The sequence below is a fragment of the Caballeronia sp. NK8 genome (assembly GCF_018408855.1).
Classification (GTDB): Bacteria; Pseudomonadota; Gammaproteobacteria; order Burkholderiales; family Burkholderiaceae; genus Caballeronia.
The window spans coordinates 2,351,392-2,370,155 of sequence record NZ_AP024322.1 but is presented as its reverse complement, the minus strand read 5'-3'; the positions used below and the strand labels follow the sequence as shown (position 1 = coordinate 2,370,155).

Annotated in this window: 16 protein-coding genes and 1 pseudogene; 7 read left to right on the top strand and 10 right to left on the bottom strand. The window is 65.3% G+C overall.

The window, feature by feature from the left end; translation table 11 throughout:
• Window positions 1-6 precede the first annotated feature (6 nt).
• Together NK8_RS11265 and lpxK are read right to left on the bottom strand one after the other, a co-directional pair.
• Window positions 7-213: a Trm112 family protein gene (locus NK8_RS11265; RefSeq protein ID WP_061135290.1), complete on the bottom strand. Its 207-nt coding sequence runs from the start codon at window positions 211-213 to the stop codon at window positions 7-9.
• The gene (lpxK, locus tag NK8_RS11260; RefSeq protein ID WP_213226384.1) at window positions 194-1,210 is read right to left on the bottom strand and encodes a tetraacyldisaccharide 4'-kinase; all 1,017 of its coding nucleotides are present in this window, start codon (window positions 1,208-1,210) and stop codon (window positions 194-196) included. Before lpxK ends, NK8_RS11265 begins: the two co-directional genes overlap by 20 nt.
• A 428-nt stretch (window positions 1,211-1,638) precedes the next feature.
• Between lpxK and xseA the strand changes: the two genes are divergently transcribed.
• From xseA to NK8_RS11245, 3 genes are all read left to right on the top strand, one after another.
• Entirely contained in the window at window positions 1,639-3,006 is a 1,368-nt protein-coding gene (gene xseA, locus NK8_RS11255) for an exodeoxyribonuclease VII large subunit (protein WP_213226383.1), read from the top strand.
• Between the two features lie 210 nt (window positions 3,007-3,216).
• Complete coding sequence (locus tag NK8_RS11250) at window positions 3,217-3,798, top strand: superoxide dismutase (RefSeq protein ID WP_213226382.1); 582 nt, start codon at window positions 3,217-3,219, stop codon at window positions 3,796-3,798.
• Window positions 3,799-3,921: 123 nt separating this feature from the next.
• A complete protein-coding gene (locus NK8_RS11245) occupies window positions 3,922-4,074 on the top strand; it encodes a hypothetical protein (RefSeq protein WP_213226381.1) in 153 nt (50 codons plus the stop codon).
• A gap of 4 nt (window positions 4,075-4,078) precedes the next feature.
• Here the strand turns inward: NK8_RS11245 and NK8_RS11240 are convergent, their stop codons facing one another.
• The 3 genes from NK8_RS11240 to NK8_RS11230 all read right to left on the bottom strand — a co-directional run bounded on the left by NK8_RS11240 (window position 4,079) and on the right by NK8_RS11230 (window position 7,777).
• Window positions 4,079-5,350 carry an EAL domain-containing protein gene (locus NK8_RS11240; RefSeq protein WP_213226380.1) on the bottom strand — a complete coding sequence of 424 codons (1,272 nt, stop codon included), beginning with the start codon at window positions 5,348-5,350 and terminating at the stop codon, window positions 4,079-4,081.
• 236 nt (window positions 5,351-5,586) lie between these two features.
• Window positions 5,587-7,020, bottom strand: a complete 1,434-nt coding sequence (gene mdtD, locus NK8_RS11235; protein WP_061176692.1) for a multidrug transporter subunit MdtD — start codon at window positions 7,018-7,020, stop codon at window positions 5,587-5,589.
• A 10-nt stretch (window positions 7,021-7,030) separates the two neighbouring features.
• Complete coding sequence (locus tag NK8_RS11230) at window positions 7,031-7,777, bottom strand: GntR family transcriptional regulator (RefSeq protein WP_162066232.1); 747 nt, start codon at window positions 7,775-7,777, stop codon at window positions 7,031-7,033.
• A 114-nt stretch (window positions 7,778-7,891) separates the two neighbouring features.
• On the opposite strand from NK8_RS11230, the pseudogene NK8_RS11225 reads away from it, so the two are divergent.
• Window positions 7,892-8,047 (top strand): annotated as a pseudogene (locus tag NK8_RS11225) (DNA-binding protein); the annotation flags it as partial.
• A 7-nt stretch (window positions 8,048-8,054) separates the two neighbouring features.
• Here NK8_RS11225 and NK8_RS11220 read toward each other — a convergent pair.
• Entirely contained in the window at window positions 8,055-9,269 is a 1,215-nt protein-coding gene (locus NK8_RS11220; RefSeq protein WP_162066231.1) for an MFS transporter, read from the bottom strand.
• A 351-nt stretch (window positions 9,270-9,620) separates the two neighbouring features.
• Here NK8_RS11220 and xdhA point away from each other — a divergent pair, with 351 nt between their 5' ends.
• Genes xdhA through xdhC form a run of 3 tightly spaced genes read left to right on the top strand, consistent with a single transcriptional unit; the run spans window position 9,621 to window position 14,023 of the window.
• On the top strand, window positions 9,621-11,144 hold the full coding sequence (gene xdhA, locus NK8_RS11215) for a xanthine dehydrogenase small subunit (RefSeq protein WP_213228626.1): 1,524 nt from the start codon (window positions 9,621-9,623) through the stop codon (window positions 11,142-11,144).
• Window positions 11,145-11,156: 12 nt separating this feature from the next.
• Window positions 11,157-13,520, top strand: coding sequence for a xanthine dehydrogenase molybdopterin binding subunit (xdhB, locus tag NK8_RS11210; RefSeq protein ID WP_213226378.1), 2,364 nt, complete (start codon window positions 11,157-11,159; stop codon window positions 13,518-13,520).
• Complete coding sequence (xdhC, locus tag NK8_RS11205; RefSeq protein ID WP_213226377.1) at window positions 13,517-14,023, top strand: xanthine dehydrogenase accessory protein XdhC; 507 nt, start codon at window positions 13,517-13,519, stop codon at window positions 14,021-14,023. Before xdhB ends, xdhC begins: the two co-directional genes overlap by 4 nt.
• 11 nt (window positions 14,024-14,034) lie before the next feature.
• Here the strand turns inward: xdhC and NK8_RS11200 are convergent, their stop codons facing one another.
• From NK8_RS11200 to NK8_RS11185, 4 genes are all read right to left on the bottom strand, one after another.
• Window positions 14,035-14,958 carry an AraC family transcriptional regulator gene (locus NK8_RS11200; RefSeq protein WP_213226376.1) on the bottom strand — a complete coding sequence of 308 codons (924 nt, stop codon included), beginning with the start codon at window positions 14,956-14,958 and terminating at the stop codon, window positions 14,035-14,037.
• A 60-nt stretch (window positions 14,959-15,018) separates the two neighbouring features.
• Window positions 15,019-16,002 carry a LysR family transcriptional regulator gene (locus NK8_RS11195; protein ID WP_162066227.1) on the bottom strand — a complete coding sequence of 328 codons (984 nt, stop codon included), beginning with the start codon at window positions 16,000-16,002 and terminating at the stop codon, window positions 15,019-15,021.
• A 138-nt stretch (window positions 16,003-16,140) separates the two neighbouring features.
• A complete protein-coding gene (locus NK8_RS11190; protein WP_213226375.1) occupies window positions 16,141-16,800 on the bottom strand; it encodes a 2-hydroxychromene-2-carboxylate isomerase in 660 nt (219 codons plus the stop codon).
• Window positions 16,801-16,942: 142 nt separating this feature from the next.
• The gene (locus tag NK8_RS11185; protein ID WP_225936165.1) at window positions 16,943-18,418 is read right to left on the bottom strand and encodes a TAXI family TRAP transporter solute-binding subunit; all 1,476 of its coding nucleotides are present in this window, start codon (window positions 18,416-18,418) and stop codon (window positions 16,943-16,945) included.
• Window positions 18,419-18,764: the final 346 nt, after the last annotated feature.

The window sequence follows — 18,764 nt, the reverse complement described above, 5'->3', positions numbered from 1 at the left end:
CCGCGCTCAGGCATCGCCGGCCGGTTTGATCGGCTCGACGGGCGTGCCCTCGACGGTCTGGCGCGCTTCGTCGACGAGCATCACGGGAATGCCGTCGCGGATCGGGTAGGCGAGCTTGTCCGCGCTGCAGACGAGTTCCTGCGCCGCGCGATCGTAACTGAGCGGGCCTTTGCAGATCGGGCAAACGAGGATTTCAAGCAGACGTGCGTCCACGGAGTTTCTCCACAACAAGAGCGATGAGGCGCGGTCTCAGCACGGCTTGCACCGGAACGACCCAGATGCGTGCATCGCGCCAGGCTCCGAATTTTACTGCATCCTTTTCGGTGATCAGGATCGCATCGGCTTCGACGCCCGCGAACGGATTCTCGCGATACGAATAGTGATCGGGAAATGCGCGCGTCGCGGGCGCGATGCCCGCCGCGCGCAGCGTCGCGAAGAAGCGCTCGGGCGAACCGATGCCCGCTGCCGCGATCACTTTTTCGCCGACGAACTGATCGAGCGGGCGACGCTGGTGCGGGTCGTCGAGCAGCCACGCATCGCCGGATTCGAGTTCGAGCGCGAAGGTATCCGGCCACGGCGGCAGCGTGCGGTCGTACGGACTGTTGATGAGCGTCGCGTCCCGGCGGCGCGACATCGGCTCGCGCAACGGTCCGGCTGGCAACAGGAAGCCGTTGCCGCCGAGGCGGGCATCGAACACGACGAGCTCGAACGTGCGCGCGAGGCGATAGTGCTGGAGGCCATCGTCGGAGACGAGGACATCGACGTTCGGATGCGCGTCGAGCAGCGCTTTCGCCGCCGCGACGCGATCCGGGCAGACGAACACCGGCGCGTGCGTGCGGCGCGCGATCAGGAGCGGTTCGTCGCCGACCTGCGCGGCGGCCGAAGTCGGCGTGACGCTTGTGGGCTTCGTGACTTTCGCGCCGTAGCCGCGCGAGACGACGCCCGGCTGAAAACCGGCGCCGCGCAGCGCTTCGACGAGCGCGATGACAGTCGGCGTCTTGCCCGTTCCGCCGACGGTCACGTTGCCCACGACGACCACCGGCACGCCGACATCGATGCGCTTGAACCAGCCCAGCTCGTAGAAGGCGCGGCGGGTCGCGGCGATCGCGCCGAAGAGGCACGCGAAGGGCGTCAGCGCCCACGCGACGGGACCGCGGCGACGCCATTCGCGGGCGAGGAAGTTCTCGATCGGCGGCTTGAAATCAGACATGGGCGGCCTTCGGATACGGCGTGACGCGCAACGGCAGCTCCTTGAGTATCGGTCGACGTTGGACGGACTGTCCGGCGATGCTGGAACCCGGCACTCTAGCGCGCGCGGGCCGTGCGCGCCAGTCGCCGGCGCTTGCGATGAAGCTTGTCCACACGATCGGCGCGCCTGTGGATAACTCTGTGAAGAACTTGCGGCCCGCGAACCGTCGAAGCGCGTCAGGAAAGAGTTGCTCCGGAGCTTACAGTGTTCATAAAAATAAAACGCTGCAAATTCAATCGCATAGAACGAACTCACGGGCCTCTGGCGATGCCGCGCCGCACACGGCGGTAAGTCTTTCTGTGTGGACACTTGTTACACTTGCGTACCTCGTCCAGCGACGTTCGTCCACCGGCTCAGCGGCCGCCGCGCCAAGTTTTTCCTGTCCTGCCATGACTCCCGATTCCCTGCCGTCGCAAAGCGGCGACGCCGTCATCCCCGTTTCCGTGCTCAATCGGGCGATCAGCTCGATGCTCGAACGGTCGTTTCCGCTCGTCTGGGTGTCGGGCGAAGTGTCGAACTTCACGCGCGCGGCGAGCGGCCATTGGTACTTTTCGATCAAGGACGCGAACGCGCAGATGCGCTGCGTGATGTTCCGGGGCCGCGCGCAATACGCCGAGTTCACGCCGCGCGAAGGCGACCGGATCGAGGTGCGCGCGCTCGTCACGATGTACGAGCCGCGCGGCGAATTGCAATTGAACGTCGAAGCGGTGCGGCGCACGGGGCAGGGCCGGCTTTACGAAGCGTTCCTGCGGCTGAAGGCGCAGCTCGAAAGCGAAGGGCTGTTCGCCGCCGAGAGAAAGCGCGCGTTGCCGACGCATCCGCGCGGCATCGGCATCGTGACGTCGCTGCAGGCGGCTGCGCTGCGCGACGTGCTGACGACGCTCGCGCGCCGCGCGCCGCACGTGCCGGTCGTCGTGTATCCGGCGCCGGTGCAGGGCGCGGGCGTCGGCGCGAAGCTCGCGGCGATGGTCGAAGCCGCCAACGCGCGGCGCGAAGTCGATGTGCTGATCGTGTGCCGCGGCGGCGGGTCGATCGAAGACCTGTGGGCCTTCAACGAGGAAGTGCTGGCCCGCGCGATTGCCGGGAGCGCGTTGCCGGTGGTGAGCGGCGTCGGACACGAAACGGATTTCACCATCGCGGATTTCGCCGCCGACGTGCGCGCGCCGACGCCGACCGCCGCGGCCGAACTCGTCAGTCCGCAGCGCGTGCTGCTGTTGCGCGAGCTCGATCATCGTCATGCGGCGCTCGCACGCGGCTTCGGACGGATGATGGAGCGGCGCGCGCAACAACTCGACTGGCTCGCGCGCAGGCTCGTGAGTCCCGCCGAGCGGCTCGCCCGGCAGCGCGCGCATCTGCGGCAAGTGGCGGGCCGTCTCGCCGCGGCGGGAGCGCGTCCGGTGCGCGATGCGCGCGCGCATTTCGCGCTGGTGCACTATCGCTGGCAGCGCAAGCGCCCGGACGTGGCTGTCGAGCGTGAGCATGTGCTGCGGCTCGCGCAGCGCCTCGGCGGCGCGCACAAGCGTCGCGCGGAGCGGGAGAAAGCGTGCGTGTCGGAGCTGGCGGCACGGTTGCAGGTGCTGAGTCCGCAGCGCACACTGGAACGCGGCTATGCCGCGCTGATCGACGCCCAAACGGGCCGCGCCGTGCGCGCGCCGCATGCGTTGAAGCCGAAGCGCGCGCTCACCGTCCATCTCGCGGAAGGTTCCGCCGATGTCCTGCTCGCCGATGTCCAGGCGCGTCTGTCAGACGAATTCTGAGCCCGGCGCGACGCGTCGAATCGGCGTACATTTGACGTGCCTGTAGTTGCTCGCCAGAGCACTTTTTACGCCGTGCGAAGCATATGGAAAGCAATTTTTCTCATAAAGGGCACACGGTTTGCTGGGTTATCCCAACTCGCCTACAATCCATTGCTCCACTGCCTCACGCCTCACCATCCCCCACAAACCACATAGAAAGGAAGCTGAATCATGGAACATACGCTCCCGCCGCTGCCGTTCGACAAGAACGCGCTCGCTCCGCACATGTCGGAAGAAACGCTCGAGTATCACTATGGCAAGCACCACCAGACCTATGTGACGAACCTGAACAAACTGATTCCCGGCACCGAATTCGAGAACCTGTCGCTCGAAGAAATCGTGAAGAAGTCCTCGGGCGGCGTGTTCAACAACTCGGCGCAAGTCTGGAATCACACGTTCTTCTGGAACAGCTTGTCGCCGAAGGGCGGCGGTGCGCCCACCGGCGCGCTGGCTGACGCGATCAACGCCAAGTACGGTTCCTACGACAAGTTCAAGGAAGAATTCGCCAAGGTCGCGACCGGCACGTTCGGTTCGGGCTGGACGTGGCTCGTGAAGAAGACCGACGGCACGGTGGATATCGTGTCGACGAGCAACGCCGCCACGCCGCTCACGACGGATTCGAAGGCGCTGCTGACCATCGATGTGTGGGAGCACGCGTATTACATCGACTATCGCAATGCGCGTCCGAAGTTCATCGAGGCTTACTGGAACATCGTGAACTGGGAGTTCGCGGCGAAGAATTTCGGCGCGTAAGTTCCGGCGCTTCGCACGATTGTAAAAAGCCCTCTGCGGAGGGCTTTTTTGCGTCCTGGCCGATGCTGCGCCACTTCGATACCCGTTCTAGAATGGCGCTTTGAATCGCGCCGCATTACCGTCATGAAACGCTTCCTGGCCCTCTGCCTCGCGGCCTGGTCAGCCGCCGCGCTGCTCTACTTCGGCCGTCACTCGGCCGCGCTGATCGCGCTGTCCGGCGTGATCGCGCTTGCGGGATTCGATCTGTTGCGACCGGATTCGAACCACGGCGCGTAACAAACTACCGCCGCTTCGCCCCTTCCCAGTTGATATCGACGCACAGCACCTGCAGGCCAAAAGGCGTCTGCGCGGCGATCGACGCCGTCACGCAAAGGTGCGCCTCGTTGATCGAGAGATACGGCGCCGTCAGATGCGCGCGCCCCGGCGCGCGCAGCGCCTCGATGAAATACGGCCGGCGCTCCCAGCTCGCGCCCTCCGAATGCAGCAGCGGACTGAAACGCTTCGCGCGCTGCGACGTCCGCACCACCGGCACGACGTTGTCGCCGATCTGCCGCCCGGCCTGATCGAGCAGGAAGCAGCGCGCGGTGTCGGCGAGTTGCAGCAGCTCGCTCGTCGCGACGACGAGCGCCTCGCCTTCCATCAGCTTGACCGATGCCCGTTCGAGCCCCGTCACGTACGGTTCGAGACGCGTGGCCTGCGCCCGCTCGCGCGCCGCGACGCGTTCTCGCGACGCCGCCGACAACGCGTCCATCACGCCCGTCGCGACCTCGCTGTGCACCGCATCGACGCTCGGCTGCGCGAAGTACGCGCCCTGCACGAAATCGACGTTGCATTCCAGCGCGATCAGCGCGTCGCGTTCGGTCGCGAGGCCGCCCATCAGGACGAGCTGGCCGGACTCGTGCAGCAGCGACACGAGACGCGGCAGCACGCGCTCGATATGCGAATGCTCGGTCGCCTGTTGCAGGATGCAGCGATCGAGCGTGACGATATCGGGCCGCAGATGCCACACGCGATCGATGTTCGAATGCTTCACGCCGAAGCCGTCCAGCGCGATCAGGAAGCCCGACTTGCGCATCGAATCGATGATCTCGGCGAAGCGCGTCGTCTCGCCGCCCGCCTGCTCGGGCACTTCGAGCACGACACGCTGCGGCGGCAGGCCGATGTCCTTCAGCGAAGCGAGCAGCGCGTCGCCGTAGCTCGTATCCATCAGCGCGGCGGGATGCAGGCTCAGAAAGAGCCATTCGTCGTGGCTGTCGAACGCATTGAAGTTGCCCAGATGCAGCGATTCGGCGAGCCGGCCGAGTTCGAGCAGATCGCCGCGCCGCGCCGCTTGCGTGAACACTTCGTGCGACGGCACGTGGCGATGCGTGTCGTCGCGGGCGCGCAAGGACGCGTGATAGCCGATGGCGCGCCGGTGCGACACGGAAAACACCGGCTGGAACACGCTGAAAACGGTGAATTCGCCGTACAGCACGGTGCGACGCGAACCGTCGTCGCCCGCGATGGGGCGCGGCGGCTGAAAGCGGGGAGGGTCGAGATCAACCATGCTCATGGTGTCGAGGCGCAGGGCAAGTGACTTTATCGAGATAGTTTACCGGATCGGCTTCCGACCGTTCGAGCAAAAAGCGTGCAAATTCAATATACAAGCGGCTCGGCGGCGGAATGAAAGCGCGCGGCACGCTTATTCGTGTGTGGATTCGACGCGTCATGCCGCACGCGCGGGAGCGCGCGCCGCGCAACCGTGCGCGCGGGCACCGGCGCGGTGCGTGAATCGCGCTTCGACCCGCGTCAGTTCGATTCCGATGGATCCGGCTTCCTGCGCGCCGCGCGCACTTCCGGCGCGAGCTGACCGAAGATCCACGCCGTCGCCGCCGTGATGACGCCCACGCACAGGAACGTCGCGTGGAACGCGGGCAGCGAATTCGATTCCGTCACCTGCGGCAGCAGTCCCGTGAAGGTCGAGAGAATCGCGCCCGCGACGGTCACGCCGAGGCTCATCGACAGCATCTGCACGAGCGAAAAGAGGCTGTTGCCGCTGCTCGCGCCGCCGGTGCCGAGGTCTTTCAGCGTGAGCGTGTTCATCGCGGTGAACTGCATCGAATTGACGGCGCCGAACACGGCCAGTTGCACGAGCCGCAGCCACAGCGGCTGATGCGCGCTCGCGAGCGCGAAGCTCGCCATCATCAGCCCGACGAGCACCGTGTTCACGACCAGCACGCGCCGGTAGCCGTGCTTTTCGATGAGGCGCGTGACGAGGCGCTTCGACGCCATGCCGGCGGCCGCGACGGGCAGCATCATCATGCCGGCCTGAAACGCCGTGTAGCCGAGGCTCACTTGCAGGAGCAGCGGAATCAGATACGGCATCGCGCCGCTGCCGATACGCGCGAACAGATTGCCGAGCAGACCGACGCTGAAGGTATGGATCTTGAAGAGATCGAGCGAGAAGATCGGCTGGGCGGCGCGCGTCGCGTGCAGGCCGTAGGCGACGAAGCAGCCGAACGAGAGCACCAGCAGCACGATCACGATCGCGTGCTGCAGACCGAGATCGGCGAGGCCGTCGAGCGAAATCGTCAGCGCGACCATGCCGACGGCGAGCAGCAGATAGCCCGCGAGATCGAAGGGCGCGGTGGCCGGATTGCGGCTGTCGGGCATGTACAGATTCGTCGCGATGCAGCCGATCACGCCCACCGGCACGTTGATGAGAAAGATCCAGTGCCACGACGCGATCTGCACGAGCCAGCCGCCGAGCGTCGGACCGATGAGCGGGCCGATCAGCCCCGGAATCGCGACGAATGCGAGCGCCGAGAGATACCGTTCCGCCGGAAACACGCGCAGCACGGCGAGGCGTCCGACCGGCAGCAGCATCGCGCCGCCCACGCCCTGCACGACCCGATACGCGACGAGCGCCTGCAACGACTGCGCTTTCGCGCACAACAGCGAGCCAATCGTGAACACGAGAATCGCGCTGAAGAACACGCGTTTCGTGCCGAGCTTGTCCGCGAGCCAGCCGGAGAAGGGGATCATCATCGCCATCGTGAGCGAGTAGGCGATCACGACGCCCTGCATGCGCAGCGGCGCTTCGCCGAGGCTCCTGGCCATCGCGGGGAGCGCGGTATTGACGATCGTCGAATCGAGCGTCTGCATGAAGAAGCCCGTGGCGACGAGCCACAGCATGATGGAGAGCGATCGGTCGGAAGGCTGCGCTGTGGCGGTGTCGGTCATTGGGCGGGGATCACTTTCGCAGCTCGGCGACGAAGTCGTAGTAGTCGTTGCGGCAGTAGGTATCGGTAAGCTCGATGGCGCGCTGATCGGCCGTGTAGCCGACGCGCGTGATGAGCAGGAGCGCGTCGTGTGGCGCGATGCCCATTTGCTGCGCGATTTCCGCGCTCGCGTTTACCGCGCGGAAGTGCTGCAGCGCGCGCACGATGGAGAGCCCGCGCGCATCGAGATAGCTGTAGAGCGAATCGCCGATGGTCTGCGGATCGGGGATGCACGACGCGGGGAAAGTGGAGTTCTCGACGGCCATCACGATGTCGTCGGCGAGCCGCAGCCGTTTCAGGCGCGTGACGGTGGCGGCGGGCGAGAGGCCGAGCTGGATGACTTCATCGCGATTGGCCGGCTCGATGGTGCGCGAGAGCCATTTGGAGCTGGGCTTGAAGCCGCGCCGCCGCAGCATCTCGGAAAAGCTCGACAGACGCGAGAGGGGATCTTCGTAACGCGGCGTGATGAAGCTGCCCGCGCCTTGCTCGCGGCGAATCAGCCCTTGCTCGACGAGCAGCGCGATCGCTTTTCTGGACGTGATCCGCGAGACGCCGAGCGCCTCCGACAGCACGCGCTCGGAAGGCAGCGCTTCGCCCGCGTTCCAGCGATTGTCGTGGATGGCGTTGGCGAGCTTGCGGGCGAGTTGAAGATAGAGCGGAGTGTCGCTGTCCGGGTCCGGGCGCAGGTCGCACCAGCGGTCTTCCGAGGTCGGGTTCATAAAGCGGACGCTAATGGGCCAAGCGGGGATTTTAAGACAAACCTTGAGGACGAAGGGGCGTCCTTGTTCTTATCCTGTTCCTTATATTGACCCAACCTGAACATGGAGTAACTGATGACGGCAACCAGAATCAAAACGCAGCCTTGGGATTCGGCCGACTATCTGCAAACTGAAGACGACATTGCCGAATACTTCGATGCCTGTCTTCAGGAGGCTGGCGATGATCCAGAGTTCATCGCCCATGCGCTTGGCGTGATCGCGCGGGCGCGCCTGCGCATCAAACCGTAGCCGGCCCACCCACCCCACGCCCCGCGCGCATATAAAGCGCAACCGACAACGCCACCGCCGCGGCCGCCGCCAGCGCGGCAAACAGAAACACCGACCCATACCCGAACTCACCCGCGACGTACCCCGCGAGCGGCCCGGTCAGCCCGAGCGACAAATCGAGAAACACGGAATACGCGGAAAGCGCGGCACCACGGCTCGCCGGCGGCACGAGCCCGACCGCCTCGACGCCCAGCGCCGGAAACACCAGCGCGAACCCAAACCCCGTCAACGCCGCGCCCGCAAGCGCGAACGTAGGCTCAGCCGCAAGCCAAAGCATCAACAAGCCGCCGCATTCGAAAGCAAACGATACGATCGCCACGCGAAACCCGCCGTACGCCTTGATCGTATTGGCGAACAGCAGCCGCGCGCCGATGAACATCGTGCCGAACACAGTGAGCGAGAGCGCCGCATTCGGCCAGCTGTGCGCGGCATAGTAGAGCGTGATGAAGGTCGCAATGGAGCCGAACCCTGCCGACCCGAGCGCGAGCCCGAGCCCATGCGGCAGCACGCGAAAGAACACGCTGCGATACGAAAGCCGCTCGCCATGCACGACCGGCACGCTCGCCATGCGAGTCGCGAGCCAGTAACCGAACCCGCCCAGCGCGATGACGATCAGCCCGAGCGACGCGAATCCCAGCGCATGATCGATCGCGACGCCGAGCGGCGCGCCGATCGCGAGCGCGCCGTACGTCGCGATGCCGTTCCACGAAATCACCTTCGCGTTGCTGGTCACGCCGACGCGCCCGATACCCCACGTGATCGATCCCGTGCCGACCCAGCTTTCGCCGAAGCCCAGCACGAGTCGCGCGATCACCAGCAGCACGAGACTCACCCCATGCCATTGCGCGGCGAGCGCCGAGCACAGCAGCAGCACGCCGCTCACCGCGCACGCCGCGAGACCGTAGAGCACGGTTTTCTTGGGGCCGAGCGTGTCGGCGGTGCGTCCGGCGAGCGGCCGCGACAGAAGCGTCGCGAAATATTGAACGCTGATCGCCGCGCCCGCCATCACCGAGCCGTAGCCGAGATCCGTATGCACGAAGCCCGGCAGCACCGCCAGCGGAATGCCGATCGTCAGGTAGCAGAGAAACGTGTACAGCACGACCGGCAGAATCCGCAGGGTGATTGCGAAATCGCTTTGCGGCTCGTTGCGAGGCTCGGAGGACATAGGGAAATTGCGGGGTTGAATTCGGCGCGAAGACGTGATTCTCCCATATGTTGCGGCGCAACGTCGCACTCGTTTTGTAACCAGCTAGGACAAATCGCCTGTCCGAACGATCGGACGGCAGCGTCGAAAGCCTTTCTGGATAAGGCTCGGCGCACATATCGAGCGATGAATATGTCGTTCATGCAATGCCGCCTATGGGTTGTCGATTTTGGCGGTGATAGCTTTCCAACCATCGAAGCGACAGGATTAGTCTTAAAAGTCCCCCGAAGTCGCGAATGCCACCGGCTGCGCATCCCGTGCAACCAGCAGAAAAGCATCGAAGAGCCCCGAGACACATCCATGAGCCAGCCGATAAACCAGCCGATCCGCTTCTATCATCGCAACGCGATTCAGGAAGTCAGCGGCGCGTCGACGACGCGCACCGTCCTGCAATATCTGCGCGAAGACGCGCGCTGCACCGGCACCAAGGAAGGCTGCGCGGAAGGCGACTGCGGCGCGTGCACGGTCGTCATCGGCGAGCCGGACGGCGCGGGCGGCGTCGCGTTCAAGGCCGTGAACGCGTGCGTGCAGTTCCTGCCGACGCTCGACGGCCGCGCGCTCTTCACCGTCGAAGACCTGCGCCAGCCTGACGGCACGCTGCATCCGGTGCAGCAGGCGCTGGTCGATTGCCATGGCTCGCAGTGCGGCTTCTGCACGCCGGGTTTCGCGATGTCGATGTTCGCGCTCTACGAAAAGCACGGCCATGCGACGACGGGCTGCGCGGGCGCCTGCGAGAAAACGAAACCGTCGCGCCAGGAAATCAGCGACGCGCTGACGGGCAATCTGTGCCGCTGCACGGGTTATCGGCCGATCATCGAGGCGGCCGAGCAGATGTTCGATCACGCGCCGCTCGCGCCCGTCAACGTGCCGGCGCTTGCGCGCACGCTCGACGGTATCCAGCGCGACGACACGTTCCACTACGAACACGCCGGCCGCCAGTTCGACGCGCCGCGCACCGCCGAGGCGCTCGCCGCGATCAAGGACAAGAATCCGAACGTGCGCATTCTCGCGGGCAGCACCGACGTCGGTCTGTGGGTCACCAAGCAACTGCGCGATCTGGGCGACATCGTCTATATCGGGCAGATCGAAGCGTTCAAACACGTCGAGACGACGGACGAGTGGATCGAGATCGGCGCGGGCGTGTCGGTGGATCGCGCGTACGCGGAAATCGTGAAGATCTATCCCGAACTGGAAGAGACGCGCCTGCGCTTCGCGTCGCTGCCGATCCGCAATGCGGGCACGCTCGGCGGCAACGTCGCGAACGGCTCGCCGATCGGCGATTCGATGCCCGGCCTCATCGCGTTGAATGCGCGCGTCGTGCTGCAAAGCGTCGACGGCACGCGCGAGATGCCGCTCGAAGATCTGTACATCGCGTACCAGAAGAAGGACATGCACGCGAACGAGTTCGTCGCCGCCATTCGCGTGCCGACGCGCGCGGGCAAGCGCGCGAATCTCCAGTTCCGTGCGTACAAGCTGTCGAAACGCTTCGACTCCGACATTTCCGCCGTGTACGCCGCGTACTCGTTCATCGCCGATGGCGACACGATCCGCGAGCCGCGTCTCGTCTACGGCGGCATGGCCGCGACGCCGAAACGCGCAGCGCATGCCGAAGCCGTTCTGACGGATGCTCACTGGCACGAAGCCACCGCCCAGGCCGCGATGATCGCATTGGGCAAGGACTACCAGCCGCTCACCGACATGCGCGCGAGCAGCGACTATCGGCTCGACACCGCGAAGAGCCTGCTGTATCGCTTCTGGCTGGAGACGCGCGCGCACAATCCGCTGGATAAATCGAAGCTGGATGTGCGTGCAATCGAACTGGTCGAAGCGAAGTAAGGGGACAACAACATGAATCAGCAAGCCGAAGCCTTTCTCGCCGAAGCCCAGTCGCTCGCGAACGAAATCGACGCGTTCAAGCAGGTCCACGTATCCCGTCCGCATGAATCCGCGCATCTGCACGTGAGCGGACGCGCGAGCTACACCGACGACATTCCGGTCGTCGCGGGCACGCTGCACGCCGCGCTCGGCACGAGCCCGAAGGCGCACGCGAAGATCGTGTCGATGAACTTCGACGCCGTGCGCGCGACGCCGGGCGTAGTCGCCGTCTTCACCGCCGAGGACATTCCCGGCGTGAACGACTGCGGCCCGATCATCCACGACGATCCGGTGCTCGCGCAGGGCATCGTGCAGTTCGTCGGCCAGCCGATGTTCATCGTCGTCGCGACATCGCACGATACGGCGCGCCTTGCCGCGCGCCGCGCGACCATCGAGTTCGAAGACCTCGTGCCGGTGCTGACGCCGCAGGACGCGCGCAAAGCCGAATCATACGTGCTGAATCCGCTGAAGCTGTCGCGCGGCGACGCCGAAGGGCGCATGGCGAAAGCCTCGCATCACGAGCGCGGCGCGATGAAGCTCGGCGGCCAGGAACAGTTCTATCTCGAAGGCCAGATCGCCTACGCCGTGCCGAAGGACGACGATGGCATGCACGTCTACTGCTCGACGCAGCACCCGACGGAAATGCAGCATCTCGTCGCGCATGTTCTGAACGTGCATTCGCATAACGTGCTGGTGGAATGCCGCCGCATGGGCGGCGGATTCGGCGGCAAGGAATCGCAGTCGGGCATTTTCGCGTGCTGCGCGGCGCTCGCCGCGTGGAAACTGCTGTGCCCGGTGAAGCTGCGTCCGGACCGCGACGACGACATGATGATCACCGGCAAGCGCCACGACTTCGTGTACGAGTTCGAAGTGGGCTACGACGACGACGGCAAGATCGATGGCGTCGCCGTCGACATGACCTCGCGCTGCGGCTTCTCCGCCGATTTGTCGGGACCGGTGATGACACGCGCCGTCTGCCACTTCGACAACGCGTACTGGCTGTCGGACGTGAAGATCGAAGGGTATTGCGGCAAGACGAACACGCAGTCGAACACCGCGTTTCGCGGCTTCGGCGGGCCGCAGGGCGCGTTCGCGATCGAGTACATCATGGACAACGTCGCGCGTTCGGTCGGCCGCGACTCGCTCGACGTGCGCCGCGCGAATCTCTACGGCAAGACGGAAAACAACAAGACGCCTTATGGCCAGACGGTCGAGGACAACGTCATCCACGAACTGATCGCCGAACTCGAAGAGACGAGCGATTACCGTCGCCGCCGCGCGGCCATCAACGAATTCAATGCGAACAATGAAATCCTGAAGAAGGGTCTCGCGCTCACGCCGGTGAAGTTCGGCATCGCGTTCAACGTGACGCACTTCAATCAGGCGGGCGCGCTGGTCCACATCTACACCGATGGCTCGATGCTCGTGAATCACGGCGGCACCGAGATGGGCCAGGGCCTGAACACGAAGGTCGCGCAAGTGGTCGCGCATGAACTCGGCGTGCACTTCGAGCGCGTGCGCGTGACGGCCACCGATACGAGCAAGGTCGCCAACACATCGGCGACGGCGGCATCGACGGGAACCGATCTGAACGGCAAGGCCGCGCAGGACGCCGCGCGCCAGTTGCGCGAGCGGCTCGCGAAATTCGCCGCGGAGAAGTTCGGCGGCGGCAGCGTGACGCCTGAGCAGGTGCGCTTCGCGAACGATCGCGTGATCGTCGGCGACGATGCGATTCCGTTCGGCGAAGTCGTGCAGAAGGCGTATCTCGCGCGCGTGCAGTTGTGGTCCGACGGCTTCTACGCGACGCCCAAGCTCTACTGGGATCAGGCGACGATGCAGGGCCGTCCGTTCTTCTACTACTCGTATGGCGCGGCGGTATCGGAAGTGGTGATCGATACGCTCACCGGCGAGATGCGCGTGCTGCGCGCGGATGCGCTGCATGACGTGGGCGCATCGCTGAACCCGGCGCTCGATAAAGGTCAGGTCGAAGGCGCGTTCGTGCAGGGCATGGGCTGGCTCACGACGGAAGAGCTCTGGTGGAACGAAAAGGGCAAGCTGATGACGCACGCGCCGTCCACCTACAAGATCCCGACGACGAACGACATGCCTCCCGATTTCCGCGTCGATCTGTTCAAGAACCGCAATGCGGAGGACAGCATCCATCGCTCAAAGGCCGTGGGCGAGCCGCCGCTGCTGCTGCCGTTCTCGGTGTTCTTCGCGATCCGCGACGCCGTGTCCGCGGTGGGCGATCACAAGGTGAATCCGCCTTTGAACGCGCCGGCGACGGCTGAAGAGATCCTGAGGGCGGTGAACGCGGTGAGGAGCGCACGGTCATGATGCACGTCGTCCTGTTCGGCGCGGGGCACGTCGGCCACGCGCTCGTGAACGTGCTGGGCACGCTGCCGTGCGTCGTGCAGTGGGTCGATGCGCGCGACGAACTGTTCCCCGACGAAGTCCCGGCCAACGTGCAGATCGAAGCCACCGATCTGCCCGACGCGATCGTCGACGAAGCGCCGGCGGGCGCGTATTTCATCGTGATGACGCACGATCATTCGCTCGACTTCGCGCTCACGCAGCGCATCATGCGGCGCGATGACTTCGCGTACTTCGGGCTGATCGGCTCGAAGACCAAGCGCGTGAAGTTCGAGCGGCGGCTGGTGGAACGGGGCGTGGCGGCGGAGCGGCTGCCGGAGATCACGTGTCCGATCGGCGTGGAAGGCATCGTCGACAAGGCGCCGTGGTCGATCGCGTTGGCGGTGACGGCGCAGTTGTTGCGGGTGAGGGAGATGGCGGCGCGGCTGGGGATGTCGGCGGTCAGGGCCGCCCGCCTCGCCGCCTGAGCGGCTACGCTTCAGGACAGACCGTTGGCCTGCCTGAAGCGCCCCGGCGCCACCCCATATAGTTCCTTGAACCGCTTCGAAAACGCGGCCTCCGACTGATATCCCACATCGGCCGCGACATCCGCGATGCTCTTCTTCGTATGCGTGAGCATCGTGCTTGCGAGCTGCATGCGTACATGGCTCAGCAACGCCAGCGGCGAGCTGTCCGAATGCGCGGAGAACGCGCGCATGAAGGTCGCGCGCGACATCGCCGCTTCCTTGGCCAGCATTTCCAGCGTCCACGGCTCGGCGGGCCGTTCCAGCATCGCGATGATCGACGCGCCCAGCCGCCGGTTCGCAAGCAGGCCCAGCACGCCCGCGAGAGACGGCTGCTCGGCGAGCCACGCGCGCAGGACCATGGTGAAAAGCGCAGTGGACAGCGCCGTGACGATCGATGGCGCACCGAGCTGCGCTTCCTCCGCCTCGCGGCGCATCGTCTGGACAAGCGGCGGCAGATAGGGCGCCGACGCGTTCGTGAACGACACATGCACGACATCCGGCAGCACGTCGATCAATAACGCGCGCGGCGCGTAGAGAAAGCGTCCGCACAGCAGATCCACGCCGGGTGGCTTTCCGCCGCAATTGGTTTCCACCGTGACCGCGCCGTTGTGGCTGGTCTCCATCTCAGTCGCCGTCGTCGCGTCCGATTCACGCGGCTGAATGCTCAGCACGTGCGCGTCTCCGCGCGGCAGAAAGAAGATGTCGCCAGCGCGCAACTCCCGCGGTGCCTGACCTTTTCGAAGCACCGTGCACGCGCCATCGAGCACGACGTGATACACAGCTTCGCCAGCGGGCGCGGGCGCGTGATCGAGTTCCAGCGGGCCGCTCAGCAGGCAGCGGAGATCGAGCGCGCCCGAAAGGCTCGCAAGCTGAATCAGTTTGTCGAGAGCATCCATGTGAACGGGGCGGGCTGAAGGTGTCGTTCCGGATAGTACCGAAGTCCCGCCACGCACGCGCTACTTCGTGACCTCGCCCAGTTCGGCGGTCGCATCGCCCGAAAAGTCCGCGACGGTCTTCTTGCGCGTCAGCGAATCCGACACACTCGACATCAGCGTGCGCAGCCACGCGACATCCGTCGGCTGATCCGGCTGCGGCAGCGAAAGCTGATAGCACTTGATGCGCGGAAACGGCACCGGCGAGTCGAGCACGGCGAGCGGCAGCATCGCCGCGTAGTGCAGTGCGAAACGGCGCGGCGCGGTGAAGATGAGATCGGACTGCAACAACACCTGCGGCACGAGGCCGAAGTAGGGAATCGTCGTGACGATGCGCCGCCTGACACCCGCGCGCGCCAGGCCGACATCGATCGGATGACGCCTGCCGCCGCTGTACGGCGTCGGCGCGAGATGCGCGGCGAGCGCGTAGCGGTCGACGGTCAGCGGCTCGCGCGCGAGCGGATGGTTCGCGCGCATCAGGCAGACGAATACATCGGAGAACAGGTCCTGGCGTTCGAAGCGCGGCTCGGGCTTCGTCCAGTTGGCGACCATCAGGTCGATCTCGCCTTCGTCGAGCATGCGCTCGTGATCGCGCATCGGGTTCAGCGATTCGATCTCCAGACGCGCGTTCGGCGCGGCGTCGCGAAAGGCGGCGACGAGCGTCGGCATGAAGAAATCGTTCAGATAATCGGGTGCGGCGATGCGGAAGGTGCGGCGTGAACTGGCGGCATCGAAATCGCCGTGCGGCGTCGCGACGAACTCGACTTCGCGCAATGCCCGCTGCGCCGGCGCGAGCAGCGACTCGCCGTATTCGGTCGGCACCATGCCCTGTTTGCCGCGTACGAGAATCGGGTCGTTCAGGATCTCGCGCAGGCGGCGCAGCGCGGTGCTGATCGCCGGCTGCGTCTGGTTCAGCCGCTGCGCGGTCTGCGTGACGCTGCGCTCCAGCAACAGGGTGCGCAGCACGCGGATGAGCCAGATATCGAGTGAGTCGGCGGGATCGTTCATGGCTTGTAAAGCGGTTGAAATCAGGGCGCGCGGGCGCGAACTCGCGAACCGTAGCCCTAAGTTAAACGCTTATCCAATTTTGACGCCATAGCGAGCGCGCTATGCATGGCATAGGCGCGCCGTCCAGCCGGTCCGCCATCAGCCGAAATCCGCGTCGCGCGGTGCGATCGGCAGCGCGCTGATGCGCTTTACCTCAGTGCCATCGAGCCAGTTCGGCGAACGCGCGACGTAGAGCACCATCGGCAGCGTGTCCTCGCCCCAGAAAATCTGATCGTTGACGACGAAGGTGGGCACGCCGAACACGCCCATCTCGACGGCGCGGTCGTTGTTGTCGCGCAGTTTCGCCTTGATGTCCTCGTCCTCGATGCGCGTTTGCGCGTCCGGCATGCCGACGCGCTCGCACAGCGCGCGAAAGCCTTCCGGTGTCGCGGGATCGCGTCCCTCGCGCCAGATGTAGCGGAAGATTTCCCGCACGCGGGAGATTTCACCATCGGCCAGCACGGCGAGCCTTAGCGCCTTGCTCGGATCGAACGGATGCGCGGGCGGCATCCTGAACGGAATGCCCAGTTGCTCCGCGCGAAAGAGCGCGTGCCGGTACGTGAAGACGCGCTTGGACGGAATCGTCGCGGCGTGCGGCTGGCCCCATCGGTCGAGCAGCTTCATCAGCTGGACCGGCACCAGCTCGAACGGCATGTCCGGCCATTTTTCGTGCTGTTCCAGCAGCAAGTACGAAAACGGCGAAATGAAGTCGAAGAAAAAGTACGGCCGACCACCACTGGTCGAATGCGGGGCACTCATGTTCCTTCTCCCTGTTTTCCGTGGCTTTTCACGCGCGGCGAGCGCGTGGGCCTGATCTGTTGTTCGTTTTTCGGTCGTGTCCTGCATGGCGGACGCGTTGCGCGACGTATCGCATCCGTTATTCGCGTTCCTCAAATAGATATTACGTGCTGCCTTGTTCCGTGTCTGCCCGCGATACGACACGCGACGTATCTGGCGGCGCCTCGCCCGGCGCGCGGGTTTCGTCGCGCGGCGCCACCGGCACGTGCGCCAGACGTTCCCGCACGAAGCCGATGTGCTCGCGCAGCACGTAAAACTGGTCGGCGAACGAGAGCGGCATCTTCATGCGATTCACAGCCGTCTCGATGGCGTCGATGCGATCGAGCAGGGCATCGCGCTGCGCGGTGTCCGGGCCGCTGATCGCTTCGCGTTCTATCGCAATGAGCGCGCCATACCATCGGTAGATGCGCGATTTCACGCGCCACCGGTACAGCCCCGGCACCAGCCGCAAGCCCGGAATCAGCACCACGATCAGCGGCACCAGCAGCACCAGCACGCGATCCGCGAGACTCGCGACCCAGAACGGCAGCGTGCGGTACAGGAAGCTCTTGCCCGACTTGTAATAGCGCTCGGCGTTGTCGCTGATGCGAAATTCGTGCGCGAGCGGCGCCGGAAACTCGTTCGCCCGCTGCATCAGATTGGCGCGTCCGTGCACCTCGCGCGCCGCTTCGATCAGCAGATCGGACAGCGCCGGGTGCAGGCTGTCGCGCGCGACCAGTTCGGCCGTCGGCGCGATCATGTGAACCGGGTGCGGCGGCAGGTTGCGGGCGAAATCGAACGCGCCCATCGGCAGTTCGATCTCCGTCAGGTACGGGAAACGGCGCGCGTAGGCGTCGGCCTGGGCGAAATCCATGAAACGGATGCCCGGCGTGCGCAGCAGTTTCGCCATGGTCGGGGGCTGGGCGGAATCGCCTGCCAGGAAGACTGCATCGACCTGGCCGGCTTCGAGCGCCTTCGCGGCCTCGTCGCCGGCGAGGGGCAGCAGTTGCGTGTCGCCGCCCGGCTCGATGCCGTTCGCCTTCAGGAGACTCAGCGCGAGCACGCGCGAGCCGCTGCCTTCCGCGCCGATCGCGAGCCGCTTGCCTTTCAGTTCCGAGAGCCGGTTCACCACCGCCGCGCCCCGGTAAAACACCGCGAGCGGCACGTACGACACGCTGCCGAGCGATTCGAGCGTGTCGTGCATTGCGCCGGGCTGCGAGAGGCCGCCCTGCACGAAGCCGACATCGACATTCGATTTCGGATCTTCGAGGCGCGTCAGGTTGTCGAGCGAGCCTTGCGTTTCCAGCACGTCGAGCGTCACGCGGTTGCGCGCGAGAATCGTCTTGTACTTCTGCGCGGCGTTCCAGAAGGAACTGCCTTTCGGACCCGCCGCGATGGTCAGCGTGCTCGGCGGCGCGGGCTGGATCAGCCGCACGGCGAGATAGAGCGCGGCCGCGCAGACGAGCAGGATCGGGCCGATGGTGAGCGCGAGATCGCGCCAGGAGATCGCAACGAAGCGCGCGACGATCCTCTGCTGCGGCTTGCGTTTGGGCGGGACGTCCGGATCGTCGCCCGGATTGCTTCCTGAAGGATGGGTCATCTCGTAGGGAAATCGTGAATCCTGGTGCGCTGGAGCTTACCCGATCCCGTTGCGCGGGCAGCGCCATGAACGCGTCCGGGCGGCCGGCATGGCGTCGATGGTACCCGAGATCGCTAATCGCACCACCCGCGCACCCATCGCGCGCCGAGTGTGACAGGCGTGTGTGGGCGCGGGCGACCGTTGCCGGCGCTGTTGCTTATGCGCGGCTTCGTTGATTGCCGCGTCGTTAAATGCTTTGCGCTTATGGCCGCGCTGGGCTAAATTGACGTTCGCCGCCGCACTACATGGCCCTCGCGCGCCGCAGCCCGGAATATGGGCTCGTGAGCCGCGCCGAGCATGCGCCATG

Bases quoted from the DNA above. Each gene is read 5' to 3' on its own strand.
- xdhC (WP_213226377.1), top strand. From the start codon at position 13,517: ATGATGCACGTCGTCCTGTTCGGCGCGGGGCACGTCGGCCACGCGCTC.
- NK8_RS11195 (WP_162066227.1), bottom strand. From the start codon at position 16,002: ATGAACGATCCCGCCGACTCACTCGATATCTGGCTCATCCGCGTGCTG.
- lpxK (WP_213226384.1), bottom strand. From the start codon at position 1,210: ATGTCTGATTTCAAGCCGCCGATCGAGAACTTCCTCGCCCGCGAATGG.
- NK8_RS11190 (WP_213226375.1), bottom strand. From the start codon at position 16,800: ATGAGTGCCCCGCATTCGACCAGTGGTGGTCGGCCGTACTTTTTCTTC.
- NK8_RS11200 (WP_213226376.1), bottom strand. From the start codon at position 14,958: ATGGATGCTCTCGACAAACTGATTCAGCTTGCGAGCCTTTCGGGCGCG.
- NK8_RS11220 (WP_162066231.1), bottom strand. From the start codon at position 9,269: ATGTCCTCCGAGCCTCGCAACGAGCCGCAAAGCGATTTCGCAATCACC.
- NK8_RS11250 (WP_213226382.1), top strand. From the start codon at position 3,217: ATGGAACATACGCTCCCGCCGCTGCCGTTCGACAAGAACGCGCTCGCT.
- NK8_RS11185 (WP_225936165.1), bottom strand. From the start codon at position 18,418: ATGACCCATCCTTCAGGAAGCAATCCGGGCGACGATCCGGACGTCCCG.
- NK8_RS11230 (WP_162066232.1), bottom strand. From the start codon at position 7,777: ATGAACCCGACCTCGGAAGACCGCTGGTGCGACCTGCGCCCGGACCCG.
- NK8_RS11245 (WP_213226381.1), top strand. From the start codon at position 3,922: ATGAAACGCTTCCTGGCCCTCTGCCTCGCGGCCTGGTCAGCCGCCGCG.
- NK8_RS11240 (WP_213226380.1), bottom strand. From the start codon at position 5,350: ATGAGCATGGTTGATCTCGACCCTCCCCGCTTTCAGCCGCCGCGCCCC.
- xseA (WP_213226383.1), top strand. From the start codon at position 1,639: ATGACTCCCGATTCCCTGCCGTCGCAAAGCGGCGACGCCGTCATCCCC.
- xdhB (WP_213226378.1), top strand. From the start codon at position 11,157: ATGAATCAGCAAGCCGAAGCCTTTCTCGCCGAAGCCCAGTCGCTCGCG.
- mdtD (WP_061176692.1), bottom strand. From the start codon at position 7,020: ATGACCGACACCGCCACAGCGCAGCCTTCCGACCGATCGCTCTCCATC.